The following is a 12,313-nucleotide window of genomic DNA, read 5'->3' as shown; positions in this document are numbered from 1 at the left end:
CACGCCAGCCAAACCAGAAAAGCGATGATCGGGCTGGGGCTAGAATGGCTGACGGGGCTAGGGTTTCGCGCGCCCTGATTTTGGGCGCGTCGGTGTTTTCATTTGCGGCTGCATTGCCGGAGAACGGTCTCGCGCAAACCGCCGATGCTTCGGCTGCGCGTCCCGCAACCGAGCGGCCGAAGCAGGCCAAGCGGAAGCCGAAGCCCCAGGTTGCGCAGCAGCCCGCAACGTCGCCGGCAATGAATGCGCGCGCGCAGATCGGCGCAGTGCCGGTGCAGTCGCTCGACACCATCACGGCGGTGGCATCAAAGACCGAGGAGCGCGCGATCGATGCGCTGGCGCCGGTCAGCTCCGTCACGCTGGAGAAGATCCAGGGCCTGCAGCCGAACCGACTGTCGGACATTTTCTACGCCGTGCCTGGCGTCTCGGTCCAGGAACGCGGCGACGATCCGGCGACCGTGATCAACATCCGCGGCCTGCAGGATTTTGGCCGTGTCGCGGTCGTGGTCGATGGCGCGCGGCAGAACTATCAGCGCACCGGCCACAACGCCAACGGCTCGTTCTTCCTCGATCCTGAACTGATCGGCGGCGTCGACGTGGTGCGCGGCCCGACCGCAAATATCTACGGCTCCGGTGCGATCGGCGGCGTGGTCTCGTTCCGCACCAAGGATATCGACGATGTGGTGCGCCCCGGCGAGCGCTGGGGCGTCGATATGTCGGGCTCCTACGGCTCCAACAAGGACCGCGGCATGGGCTCGGTGTTCGGCGGCGTCCGTGTCGACCCGAACGTCGACGTGTTCGGCGGCGCCGTCTATCGCACGCAGAGCAATTACAAGGACGGCGCGGGCACCGAGATCGGCAATACCGGCAACGATATCGCGGCCGGCCTGATGAAGGTGACATTCCGCCCGGCCGAAGGCCACGAGTTCAAGATCGGCGGCGTCTTCCAGGACTACCAGTACAATATCGGCCAGCAGAACCGGGGCGCGACCACGACCGCGGCGCCGCTGGCGGCGATTGCGGGCTCCTCGGTCTATGCATCCGACGCCAAGAACTACACGGGCACGCTGAGCTGGAGATACTCCAAGCCCGACGACATGCTGTTCGACTGGAACATCTCGGTCTACGGCAACCGCACCGACAACGACCAGGTCAAGACCTACAACAATCGCATCACCACCGGCGGCGGCGTCTGCACGCTCGCCAATCCCGGCAACAACATCTCCGGCTGCGTCGGCGACAAGCGCGGTTATTCGCTCGACACCGTCGGCATCGACGTCAACAACACGTCGCGATTCAATTTCGGCGACTGGCGCAACGCCGTGACCTACGGTTTCGACGCCTTCCGCGACGATGTCGAGACCTTCGATTCCCGCGGCAACTCCAACATCACGACGCCGGGTGGCCAGCGCACGGTGTCCGGCGGCTTCGTGCAGCTGAAGCAGAACTACTCGACCTGGATCGAGCTCGTCAGCGCCGTCCGCTACGACCACTATGAGCTCAACTCGATCAACACCACGACCAGCGGCGATCGGCTGTCGCCCAAGATCACGGTCGGCGTCACGCCGGTCGCCGGCTTCACACCCTATGTAAGCTATGCCGAGGGCTATCGCGCGCCGTCGATCACCGAGACGCTGATCGCGGGCGGCCACGCCACCGGCGGCGGACCGGCGCTGTTCAATTGCCCTGATGGTACCAGCGGCCTGTTCTGCTTCCTGCCCAACCCGGCGCTGCGGCCCGAGGTCGGCAAGAACAAGGAAGTCGGCATCAACCTGAAATATGACGGCATCTTCTCGGCCAAGGACTCGTTCCGCGGCAAAATCAACGTGTTTCGCAACGATGTCGACGGCTATATCGATCTCGTCGCCTCGGCACCCACCCTGACGCCGTTCGGTCCGTTCAGCCAGTTCTACCAGTACCAGAACATCGCGCACGCTCGCATCGAAGGCTTCGAGCTCGAGACGATGTATGATGCGGGCGACTGGTTCCTTGGCGTCGCCGGCCACCTGATGCGCGGCCGGAACACCCAGACCAATGTCGGGCTCGCCACCATCACGCCGCGCAAGGTGACGACGACGGGCGGCGTGCGCCTGCTCGACCGATCGCTGATCATTGCCGCGCAATGGTCGTCGTTCGGCGCCAACAACGATTTGCCGGCGGGCTATCTGCCCTCGACTGGCTATGAGCTGGTCAATCTCTATGTGACCTGGAACGCCACCAAGGACATCACCTTCACGGCGTCGGTCGACAATCTCTTGAACCAGTATTACCGGCCCTATGCGATCCCGGGTTCCTCGACCGACGGCACGACGCAGAACGACGTGCTGTTCTCGAGCCCCGGTCCGGGCACCGTCTACAAGGCCGGGCTCAGGATTCACCTAGGTGGAGCGTAACGCGAGACGGCGATCATTCCATCCAGGTTGCTCCGGCCGCGCTGGTGCCCCCAGCGCGGCCTTGGCGCATTCCTTGGCGCATTCATGATATCAACGAGATCGACCGGCAGGATCCCGTGCATCCGCCGCCAAACAGGAGAAGGCTTTCATGTTCATCGCAATGAACCGGTTTCAGGTGATCAAGGGCAAGGAGCAGGCGTTCGAGACGGTCTGGAAGACCCGCGAATCCTATCTCGGCGATCTGCCCGGTTTCATCGAGTTTCATCTGGTGAAGGGCCCCGAGGCCGAGGACCACACGCTCTATGCGACCCACACGGTGTGGGCCAGCAAGGCGGCGTTCGAGGACTGGACCAAATCGGATGCGTTCCGCCGCGCCCATTCCCGCGCCGGCAACGAGACCGGCGGCAGCCTCTATCTCGGCCATCCCAAATTCGAAGGCTTTGAGGTGCTGATCACCGAGCGCGCGAAGAGCCCGGCGTAACGGAGGCGATCGTGCAGAACGCGGAGCTAGCCGGATTGAAGGCCTACATGGCCGACAATCCCGGCGCTGTCATCGAGGACGTCGCGCGCGAGCGCAAGGTGACGCCGCGTGCGGTGCTCGAGGCGCTGCCCGACAGCATGCTGCGGATCGGCGCCGGCGAATTCGCCGCCGCGATGCAGGACATCGCGGAGTGGGGCGAGGTGACGCTGATCGTGCACACCGATGACGCGATCTTCGAGTTCACGGGCGCCATTCCGAACGGCGAGGTCGGCCGCGGCTATTTCAACCTGATGCAGCCGAAGGGCCTGCACGGCCATCTCCGGCATGAGCGCTGCGCGGCGATCGCGTTCGTCGAGCGGCCCTTCATGGGCAAGGTGTCGGCCTTCATCGCCTTCATAAATCTCGACGGCGGCATCATGTTCAAGGTGTTCGTCGGCCGCGACGAGACGCGCGCGCTGCGCGGCGATCAGCTGGAGCGCTTCCACGCGCTGGCGGACCGCCTCGCGCCGAAAGCAGGCTGAGACCAACGTAGGACGGGAGGCGACCATGTCGCATCGCTGGCTTGGGCGGAGCATCTGGATGGTGGCTTCCAGCGCACTCGGCATGCTGCCGGGCGCGAGCCTTGCCGCATCCGACGCCGCGCTGTTGCCGCGCAACCTCTCGCCCTGGGGCATGTTCGAGAGTGCCGACATCGTCGTGAAGGCGGTCATGATCGGGCTCGCCTTTGCCTCGCTCGTCACCTGGACGGTCTGGCTCGCCAAGACCGTCGAGATACGCCGCAAGACCGCGCTCGCGAAGCAGCGGATCGGTCTGCTCGAGCGCGACACTCAGCTTGCCGAGGTCGAGCAGGCGAGCCGCGACGGCAGCGATGCCGTGGCGCAGATCGTGCAGTCGGCGTCGCGCGAGGCCGCGCTCTCCGGCGGCATGTTCGACGACGGTTTCAAGGAACGCATCGCGCTGCGGCTGGAGCGGGTCGAAGCGGCGATGTCGCGGCAAATCGCGCGTGGCACCGGCGTACTCGCCACCATCGGCGCCACCGCGCCGTTCGTCGGCCTGTTCGGCACGGTGTGGGGCATCATGAATTCGTTCATCGGCATCTCCGAGGCGCACACCACCAATCTCGCGGTGGTCGCGCCCGGCATTGCCGAGGCGCTGCTCGCGACCGCGCTCGGCCTGGTCGCGGCGATCCCGGCGGTCGTGATCTACAATCATCTGACCCGTTCGATCGCGGCCTACCGCGCGCTGCTCGGCGACGCCTCCGTCATGGTGATGCTGCTGGTCAGCCGCGAGGGCGATCGCAGCCTGTTCCGGCTGGCGCGCGCTGCGGAGTAGCAGATGGGCGTCAAGCTCGGCACCAGTGGCGCGTTCGGCCGACGTCGCGGCGACGACGACCTTGTCGAGGCGCATGAGATCAACGTGACGCCGTTCATCGACGTGATGCTGGTGCTGCTGATCATCTTCATGGTGGCGGCGCCGCTCGCGACCGTCGATCTCGGTGTCGATCTGCCGGCCTCGACCGCCGAGCCGCAGCCGCGGCCGGACAAGCCGGTGTTCGTCACGGTGAAGCCCGATCTGTCGGTCGCCGTCGGCGAGGATGTGATCGGGCGCGATGTGCTGACTGCGACGCTCGATGGCGCCACGCGGGGCAAGAAGGACGAGCGCATCTTCCTGCGCGCCGACAAGGCGGTCAGCTATGGCGATCTGATGGAGGTGATAAACCTGCTGCGCAACGCCGGCTATCTCAAGATCGCGCTGGTCGGCCTCGACGGGCGCAGCTGACGTCCATGAATGCGTATGCGCTTCATGATGCGGGTGACGAGGTCCGGCTGCGGCGCTGGGGTCTGTCAGCGGCTGCGATCCTGGCCGCCCATGCGGCGCTGCTTGCGCTCGGCATGAGTTGGGTCTCGGCACCGCCGCCGGGCGTTGCCGTACCCGCGGTGCTGGTTGACCTGACGCCGATCACGTCTGCGCCAGAAGTCTCCGAGACCGAGCTGCCGCCGGGCCCGGTGATGCAAGAGGCGGATGCCTCACCGCCGGAGCCTGCCGCCGCGCAGGCCGTGCAGCAGGAGATCGCACCGACACCGCTGCAGGAGAAGCCCGAGGTCGCCGCCCCGCCGGAGCAGAAGCAGCAGGTGACGCCGCCCAAGCCCGAGCCCGCGAAAGCGGTTCCCGAACACAAGCCCGAGCCGGTCAAGCCGAAGGTGGTTCGCCGCGAGGCCAAGAAGCCGTCCGAGGCGACGCCGGCGCCGCGCACCAGCGCGCCGAGCCGGGCCGAGCGCCAGGCACCAACCGCGTCCGCGATCAGCGCCGGCGCGGCGGCATCGGCGATCGCGGCGTACAACGCGCGGGTCCGCGCGCATTTGCTGCGCTTCCACTCCTATCCGGCCGGTGGCAATGGCCAGCGCGGCGTGGTCCGGCTGGTGTTCACGCTCGGCCGTGGCGGGCAGGTGTTGTCGAGCCATCTCGGCGGCTCCTCCGGCAATCCGACCTTCGATGCGCGGGCGCTGGCGATGATCCGCCAGGCCCAGCCGTTTCCGGCGTTTCCGTCCGAGGTCACGCAGGGCTCGATGGGCTTTAGCGTGCCGGTCGCGTTTGTGCCGCGGTAGCACAGATATCGTTGATCGGAGCCGCATCCTCTTATTCCCGTCATCCTGAGGAGCGCGCTCTTGCGCGCGTCTCGAAGGATCGACGGCCACTAGCCGGGCCGCGCATCCTTCGAGACGCCGCTTCGCGGCTCCTCCAGCGACAAAGGCGAAGCCTGCGCGCGGGGATGACGGAGATAGAGTGAGCTGGCTTCGACGCGGACGAAGCTCCGCTACTCCTTCACCGCCCCCGTCAGCGACGACACGTAGTAGTCGACGAACAGCGAGTAGAACAGCGCGACCGGCAGCGAGCCGAGCAGGGAGCCCGCCATCAGAGCGCCCCATTGGTAGACGTCGCCGGTGACGAGCTCGGTCAGGATCGCGACCGGCACCGTCTTGTTGGCGCCGCTCTGGATGAAGGCGAGCGCGTAGATGAACTCGTTCCACGACAGCGTGAAGGAGAAGATGCCGGCCGAGATCAGGCCGGGCACTGCGAGCGGCAGCGTGATCCGCCACAGGATCTGCAGCCGCGTCGCGCCGTCGACCAGCGCGCATTCCTCGAGCTCATAGGGGATCGACTTGAAGTAACCGATCAGGAGCCAGGTGCAGAACGGCACCAGGAAGGTCGGATAGACCAGGATCAGCGCCAACGGCGAGTCGAACAGGCCGAACTGCACGATCACGGTGGCGAGCGGAATGAACAGGATCGATGGCGGCACCAGATAGGCGAGGTAGATGCCGAGGCCGACATAGGGGCTGCCGCGGAAGCGCAGCCGCTCGATCGCGTAGGCCGCGAGCGTCGAGGCGAACAGCGACAGGAAGGTCGAGCCGATCGCGACCAGCATCGTGGTCTTCAGCCAGCGCGGATACGAGGTGTCGAACAGCAGGTGCTTGAGATGCGCGAGCGTCGGCGAGGTGATCCAGAACGGGTTGTGCTCCTTGTAGTTCAGAAGCTCCGCGTTCGGCTTGAACGAGGTGATCGCCATCCAGTAGAACGGGAACAGCAGGATCAGGATGAAGCAGGCGAGCGGCAGATAGATCATCACCACGCGCCGGGCGCGGGAGTCCCACGCCATCGTATCGGGCGTCGCGCTGGCGACGTTGGAGGATTGGGCCAATACTTGAACGTTTTGGTCAGTCATTGGCTTCTCCCTGCTGCCATTTGCGGCGCGCGAGGCCGAAGTAGCTGAACAGCGTCGCGAACACGAGGAACGGGATCATCGACACCGCGATCGCGGCACCCTCGCCGAGCTCGCCGCCGGCGATGCCGCGCTGGAACGCCAGCGTCGCGAGCAAATGGGTCGAGTTGACCGGGCCGCCGCGGGTGATGGCGTAGACGAGCTGGAAATCGGTGAAAGTGAAGATGATCGAGAACGTCATCACGATCGCGAGAATCGGCATCATCATCGGGAAGGTGATGTAGCGGAAGCGCTGCCACGCGGTGGCGCCGTCGAGCATCGCGGCCTCATAGAGCGAGGGCGAGATGGTCTGCAGCCCGGCCAGGAGCGAGATCGCGACGAACGGGATGCCGCGCCAGATGTTGGCGGCGATCAGCGAGAACCGCGCCGGCCAGGGCGAGCCGAGGAAGTCGACATTGCTGGAGCGCAGATGCAGCACGTCGACCAGCAGATAGGAGATGATTGAGAACTGCGGATCGTAGATCCACCAGAACGCCAGCGCCGAGAGCACCGTCGGCACGATCCACGGCAGCAGCACGATGGCGCGGATCAGGCTCTTGAACGGGAAATGGTTGTTGAGCAGCAGCGCCAGCCAGAAGCCGAGTGCGAATTTCCCGAAGGTTGCGATCGCGGTGTAGAAGACCGAGTAGAACACCGCGTTCCACCACAGGGGATCCTTGAGCAGGTACTGGAAATTCTCCAGCCCGATATAGACGCCGCGCTGGCCGATCGTGGTGTCAGTGAAGGCGAGCCAGATGCCGAGGCCGAGCGGATAGGTAAGGAACACCAGCAGCAGGCCGATCGCGGGCGCAAGGCACATCACGATCAGGAACGGCTTGTAGTCGAACAGGCGTGCGCCCCAGCCCGGCTGGCGCAGCGCGTGTCCGCGTGAAGGTAGCGTCGTTACAGACATTGAATGCTCATCCGCTGCCGTCATTGCGAGGAGCGAAGCGACGAAGCAATCCATTCCCTGGTGGTGCTATGGATTGCTTCGCTTCGCTCGCAATGACGGTTGGTCCAGATCTACGGTTCAATGACCGCCGTTACCGGCCTTGCCGCCGGAAGTACCGCTTAGCGCGCTGCTCGGCTTCCGCGGCGGCGGCTTCCGGCGTTGCGGCGTCGGTCGCCACGAGGCGCACATCTGCACCAGAACATAGTCGGCGTTGACGGCGCCGGTCGCGGTCGAGATCGGCCCCTTGTAGCCGTTGTAATAGGGGCTCTTCATGGTGTCCTTGAAGATCGCGACCTTGGGATCGCCCGACCACACCGCCGCATCGGCGTAGGCCGCGAGCGGCTGCGACCAGTAGCCGGAGTTGGCGTTGAGCCAAGGCTCGTACTGCTCGTGCTCCAGCATGAACTGCAGGAACGCCTTCGCCGCGTTGGGATAGGGGCTGTGCTTGAACGCCATCGCGTTCAGCGTCAGGCCCGACATCGGAGAGACCGGTGCCAGCCCCTTGGGCAGGAACTGATGCTGGGTGTCGTCGGCGACCGCCTTGGTCGCGGGATCGTTCTTCAGCGAGAAGTACAGCGAGACGCCGTTGGCGGTCAGGCCGATCTCCTGCGACGAGTAGGCGCGGTTGTTGGAGACGTCGTTCCAAGACGGCGTGCCGGCGATGAAGTTCGGATAGAGCTCCTTCAAATATTTCAGCGCCGCGATCGTCTCCTTGCTGTTGATGATGATATTGCCTTCCTCATCGAGCAGCGCGGCGTTGTGCGACCACAACAGCCAGTTGGCGAAGCCGTTGCCGTCGCCGACCGCGTTGCCGAGCGCAAAGCCGGCCGGTTTGCCGGCCGCTTTCAGCTTCTTGCAGAGCTCGAGGATGCCGGCATGGTCTTCCGGTACCTTGTCGAAGCCGGCCGCATTGACCAGCGACTTGCGGTAGACCAAGGGGCCGCCCGAGGCGCCGAACGGCAGGCCAACCCAGCTCTTCGACTTCGAGCGCATGCCGTAGCGGCGCGCCAGCGTCAGCCATCCGCCGTAGCGCTTGTCCAGATAGTCGGCCACGTCGGTCAGCTCGATCAGCTTGTCGATATAGATGTGCGGTGCATCGCCGAAGCCGATGATGATGTCGGGGCCGGCGCCGGAGTTCGAGGTCACCGCGGTCTGCTGGTTGATGTCTTCCCAGCCGACAAAGTCGACCTTGACCTCGACGCCGGTCTTGTCGGTGAAGCGCTTGGCATTGGCGCGGAACACGTCCTCGTCGGCCTGCACGAAGCGCACCGGCCGCAGCATGCGCAAGGTCGCGCCCTTTTCGATCGGCAGCGACGGCGCCGCCACGTCGGCAGCCTTGACTTTCGACGCTTCCTGCGCCGAAGCGCCGGTGACTGCCAGTGCCGCTGCGGACGCCCCCAGCGCCAGCGCGTCGCGGCGCGTGATCTCGTACTTCATGTCGTTCGCACTCCCTTTTTTGTTGTTGCTTCCCGGCGTTTTGGCCGCCGGTGACGGGTCTTGTAGTCAAGGATCTTGTGGTTCTTGGCGCCCGCCACACGAAGGGCCCGTATCGTCAGCGAGACGGGCCCTCGTGCGAAGAACGCATTCCCGCCTAGCTGTTCGGACCGCGATCCATGCTGACGGGCTGCCAGCGACGCAACGCGGTGTTTTGCAGCACCGACGGGTTGACGCAGCTTACCGGCCACATGCCTTGGAGCACTAGTGACAATTCGTAGCCCACCCGGCGCTTGCGCGCCTCGTCAAAACGTGCCGACGCCGAGGCGACATGGGCGGTCAAGGTAACATTGTCCATCCCGAGCATCGGATTGTTGTGCGACGGCGGCTCCTTTTCCAGCACGTCGAGCGCGGCGTGGGCGATCCAACCCTCCTGCAGCGCCTTGATCAGCGATTCCTCGTCGACGGTGGCGCCGCGGCCGGTGTTGATGAAGACGGCCGATTTTTTCATCTGGCGAAAATGCTTCTCGGTCAGCATGTGATGCACTTCGGGCCGCGCCGGGGCGTGCATCGAGACGAAATCCGACTGCGACAGCACCTCCGACAGCGTCGAGGGGATCACGCCGTGGTCGTACATCAGGGTTTCCTGGATGAAGGGATCGTAGGCCATCATCCGAAGCCCGAACGGCGCGGCGCGCTTGGCCACCGCGCGTGCGACCCGGCCGAACGAGACGAAGCCGAGGGTCTGGCCCATCAGCCGCGGAATCTTCAACAGCGCCGGGCGGCCCTCGGCCCAGCGTCCGCTGCGCACCATCTTGTCCTGCTCGATCAGGCGGCGGAAGCCAGCGAGCAACAGCATCATGGCGTGGTCGGCAACCTCCTCGATGAAGGTGTCGGGGATGTTGGTGACGGGGATGCCGCGCGCGGTCGCGGCCTTGACGTCGACCGAGTCGACGCCGACGCTGCCGAGCGTGATCACCTTGCAGTTCTCCAGCGCGTCGATGACCGCTTTCGTGATCGGCATGCCCTTGGCGTAGATCGCGTCCGCGGTCCGTGCCGCGGCAATGAATTCGGCCTCGTTGGCCGGCGCCTCGACGATCTCGGCGCCGATCAGATCGAGCGCCTCGCGCTCATAATCGTAGCCGCCGCCGGCGACCGTGAAGCTCGCGCCCTTCGGCGTCACCACCCTGAATTTCGACATTGTCTGCTCCCGATGTGAGGTCTTCTGTTCTTGCTTCTTGCTGGTTCGGTTCTTGATCTTGCTTCTTGGTCTTGTTGCTTCTTGGAGCGCGGCTTGCGTCACCGCTTTCCCATACTTGTACGCGAGCTGCGCCATTCCCTCTACAATTGCCGGTTGGTCCGCGGCCCGATTCTCCGGGCTTCTACGGGGAACCTCCGTAACCATCGGGTAAAGGGTCTCACATTACGGTGAACCGAATCAATCCGCCAATCGCGTCGCGTTCCCCGCCTCCTGGAGACCCCCGTGAAGCTGTCAAATATGAAGATCACCCCCAAGCTCGGCATTCTGGTGGGGGTGGCCCTGATCGGCCTGTGCACCGCCGGCATCCTCGCGATCAATCTGATGCAGCGTGAGATGACGAATGCGCGCATCGACCAGGCCAAGGCCATGGTCGAGATGGCGAAGAACATGGCGGCGGGCCTGAAGAAGGATGTCGATGCCGGCAAGATGACCAAGGAGGCGGCGCTCGCCGAGTTCGGCAAGCGCGCCAACACCATGACCTATGACAACGGCGCCGGCTATCTGTTCGGCACCGACTACAACGGCATCACGGTGCTGGCGCCCGATCCGAAGCAGGTCGGAACCAACCGCATGGACGTCGTGACCAACGGCCGCAAGCTCTCGCAGGAATTGATGGACGGCGTGAAGTCCAAGGGCGAGATCCTGCTGTTCTATGAGTATGTGAAGCCCGGCCAGGAGACCCCGATCCGCAAGGTCGGCTATGCGGTGGCGGTTCCCGGTTTCGACATGTATGTCGGCACCGGCGCCTATCTCGAGGATATCGACGCCAAGATGCGGCCGATCGCGTGGCTGCTCGGCCTTGCGATCCTCGGCATCGGCATCATTTCCGGTTCGGTCGCCTGGCTGATCGGCCGCAGCATCTCCCGGCCGCTCAACTTGCTCGGCAGCCGCATGCGCGACATTGCCGACGGCAAGCTTGACGGCGACATCCCCGGCGTCGGCCGCGGCGACGAGGTCGGCGGCATGGCGGCGACCGTGCAGATCTTCAAGGACAATGCGGTTCGGATCCGCGGTCTCGAACAGGCCGAGGCCGAGACTCAGGCGCGCGCCGCCACCGAGCGACGCTCGGCGATGCAGAACATTGCCAGCGATTTCGAGCGCAGCGTCAACGGCATCGTCCGGACGGTAGCTTCCGCCGCCGCCGGCATGCAGACCACGGCACAGTCGATGACTGCGACCGCCAGCGACGCCAGCGCGCGCGCCGCGACCGTCGGCGCGGCATCCGACTCTGCCTCCAACAATGTCGGCACTGTCGCAGCCGCGGCCGAGGAGCTCTCCAGCTCGGTTGCCGAGATCTCCCGCCAGGTGGCGCGCTCCAGCGAGGTCGCGAGCCAGGCGGTGGCCGATGCCGAGCGCACCAATGCGACCGTGCAGGCGCTCTCCACCGGCGCCGAGAAGATCGGCGAGGTGGTCAAGCTGATCCACTCGATCGCCGCCCAGACCAATCTGCTCGCGCTCAACGCCACCATCGAGGCGGCGCGCGCCGGCGAATCCGGCCGCGGTTTCGCGGTGGTCGCCTCCGAGGTGAAGGCGCTGGCCAACCAGACCGCGAAGGCGACCGAGGAGATCTCGGCGCAGGTCGCCGCGATGCAGGCCTCGACCGGCGAGGCGGTGACTTCGATCGGCGGCATCACCGCGACCATCGCGCAGATGAGCGAGATCACGGCCTCGATCTCGACCGCGATCGACCAGCAGGGCGATGCGACGCGCGAAATCGCCCGCAACATCCAGCAGGTCGCGGCCGGCTCGAGCGAGATCTCCGCCCATATCGGCGGCGTCACCACCGCAGCCGCCGCCACCGGCACCGCGGCGGGCGACGTGCTGTCGAATGCGCGCGAGCTGGACACCCAGTCCGGCATGCTGCGCAACGCGGTCGACGAGTTCCTGCAGAAGGTCCGCGCGGCGTAACGGATTGCGTAGTTGGGTAGGGTGGGTTAGCGAAGCGTAACCCACCATCTTCATCGCGGCACGAAGTCGGTGGGTTACGCCTTCGGCTAACCCACCCTACGATCCTCGCCGAAGATTGCCGTCA

At 65.3% G+C, this 12,313-nt stretch carries 10 protein-coding genes and 1 pseudogene; 7 read left to right on the top strand and 4 right to left on the bottom strand.

Annotation, left to right across the window (positions count from 1 at the left end; translation table 11 throughout):
* The first annotated feature begins 44 nt into the window (after nt 1-44).
* From G6P99_RS41345 to G6P99_RS41320, 6 genes are all read left to right on the top strand, one after another.
* Nucleotides 45-2,393, top strand: coding sequence for a TonB-dependent hemoglobin/transferrin/lactoferrin family receptor (locus tag G6P99_RS41345; RefSeq protein WP_029079184.1), 2,349 nt, complete (start codon nt 45-47; stop codon nt 2,391-2,393).
* A gap of 148 nt (nt 2,394-2,541) precedes the next feature.
* Nucleotides 2,542-2,874, top strand: coding sequence for an antibiotic biosynthesis monooxygenase family protein (locus G6P99_RS41340; RefSeq protein WP_021080657.1), 333 nt, complete (start codon nt 2,542-2,544; stop codon nt 2,872-2,874).
* Between the two features lie 47 nt (nt 2,875-2,921).
* Nucleotides 2,922-3,395, top strand: coding sequence for a heme utilization cystosolic carrier protein HutX (gene hutX, locus G6P99_RS41335; protein ID WP_414645606.1), 474 nt, complete (start codon nt 2,922-2,924; stop codon nt 3,393-3,395).
* A 58-nt stretch (nt 3,396-3,453) separates the two neighbouring features.
* Nucleotides 3,454-4,206 carry a tonB-system energizer ExbB gene (gene exbB, locus G6P99_RS41330; protein WP_165129184.1) on the top strand — a complete coding sequence of 251 codons (753 nt, stop codon included), beginning with the start codon at nt 3,454-3,456 and terminating at the stop codon, nt 4,204-4,206.
* A gap of 3 nt (nt 4,207-4,209) precedes the next feature.
* Nucleotides 4,210-4,653: a TonB system transport protein ExbD gene (exbD, locus tag G6P99_RS41325; RefSeq protein WP_029079181.1), complete on the top strand. Its 444-nt coding sequence runs from the start codon at nt 4,210-4,212 to the stop codon at nt 4,651-4,653.
* Nucleotides 4,654-4,658: 5 nt separating this feature from the next.
* On the top strand, nt 4,659-5,480 hold the full coding sequence (locus tag G6P99_RS41320; RefSeq protein ID WP_029079180.1) for an energy transducer TonB family protein: 822 nt from the start codon (nt 4,659-4,661) through the stop codon (nt 5,478-5,480).
* 209 nt (nt 5,481-5,689) lie between these two features.
* Here the strand turns inward: G6P99_RS41320 and G6P99_RS41315 are convergent, their stop codons facing one another.
* From G6P99_RS41315 to G6P99_RS41300, 4 genes and pseudogenes are all read right to left on the bottom strand, one after another.
* Nucleotides 5,690-6,532 carry a carbohydrate ABC transporter permease gene (locus G6P99_RS41315; RefSeq protein WP_371261142.1) on the bottom strand — a complete coding sequence of 281 codons (843 nt, stop codon included), beginning with the start codon at nt 6,530-6,532 and terminating at the stop codon, nt 5,690-5,692.
* Between the two features lie 58 nt (nt 6,533-6,590).
* The gene (locus tag G6P99_RS41310) at nt 6,591-7,547 is read right to left on the bottom strand and encodes a carbohydrate ABC transporter permease (protein WP_029079178.1); all 957 of its coding nucleotides are present in this window, start codon (nt 7,545-7,547) and stop codon (nt 6,591-6,593) included.
* A 130-nt stretch (nt 7,548-7,677) separates the two neighbouring features.
* Nucleotides 7,678-9,023 (bottom strand): annotated as a pseudogene (locus G6P99_RS41305) (ABC transporter substrate-binding protein).
* Nucleotides 9,024-9,177: 154 nt separating this feature from the next.
* A complete protein-coding gene (locus G6P99_RS41300; RefSeq protein ID WP_029079176.1) occupies nt 9,178-10,221 on the bottom strand; it encodes a C-terminal binding protein in 1,044 nt (347 codons plus the stop codon).
* Nucleotides 10,222-10,503: 282 nt separating this feature from the next.
* On the opposite strand from G6P99_RS41300, the gene G6P99_RS41295 reads away from it, so the two are divergent.
* The gene (locus G6P99_RS41295; protein WP_029079175.1) at nt 10,504-12,189 is read left to right on the top strand and encodes a methyl-accepting chemotaxis protein; all 1,686 of its coding nucleotides are present in this window, start codon (nt 10,504-10,506) and stop codon (nt 12,187-12,189) included.
* Nucleotides 12,190-12,313 lie beyond the last annotated feature (124 nt).

It is taken from the genome of Bradyrhizobium sp. 6(2017) (genome assembly GCF_011058295.2).
Taxonomy (GTDB): Bacteria; Pseudomonadota; Alphaproteobacteria; order Rhizobiales; family Xanthobacteraceae; genus Bradyrhizobium; species Bradyrhizobium septentrionale.
The sequence above is the reverse complement of the archived record's forward strand: the minus strand, read 5'-3'. Positions and strand labels throughout refer to the sequence as shown.

What these genes read in the sequence shown, in the direction of transcription:
- G6P99_RS41345 (WP_029079184.1), top strand. Translation starts at nt 45, where the DNA reads ATGGCTGACGGGGCTAGGGTTTCGCGCGCCCTGATTTTGGGCGCGTCG.
- G6P99_RS41340 (WP_021080657.1), top strand. Translation starts at nt 2,542, where the DNA reads ATGTTCATCGCAATGAACCGGTTTCAGGTGATCAAGGGCAAGGAGCAG.
- hutX (WP_414645606.1), top strand. Translation starts at nt 2,922, where the DNA reads ATGGCCGACAATCCCGGCGCTGTCATCGAGGACGTCGCGCGCGAGCGC.
- exbB (WP_165129184.1), top strand. Translation starts at nt 3,454, where the DNA reads ATGGTGGCTTCCAGCGCACTCGGCATGCTGCCGGGCGCGAGCCTTGCC.
- exbD (WP_029079181.1), top strand. Translation starts at nt 4,210, where the DNA reads ATGGGCGTCAAGCTCGGCACCAGTGGCGCGTTCGGCCGACGTCGCGGC.
- G6P99_RS41320 (WP_029079180.1), top strand. Translation starts at nt 4,659, where the DNA reads ATGAATGCGTATGCGCTTCATGATGCGGGTGACGAGGTCCGGCTGCGG.
- G6P99_RS41315 (WP_371261142.1), bottom strand. Translation starts at nt 6,532, where the DNA reads ATGGCGTGGGACTCCCGCGCCCGGCGCGTGGTGATGATCTATCTGCCG.
- G6P99_RS41310 (WP_029079178.1), bottom strand. Translation starts at nt 7,547, where the DNA reads ATGTCTGTAACGACGCTACCTTCACGCGGACACGCGCTGCGCCAGCCG.
- G6P99_RS41300 (WP_029079176.1), bottom strand. Translation starts at nt 10,221, where the DNA reads ATGTCGAAATTCAGGGTGGTGACGCCGAAGGGCGCGAGCTTCACGGTC.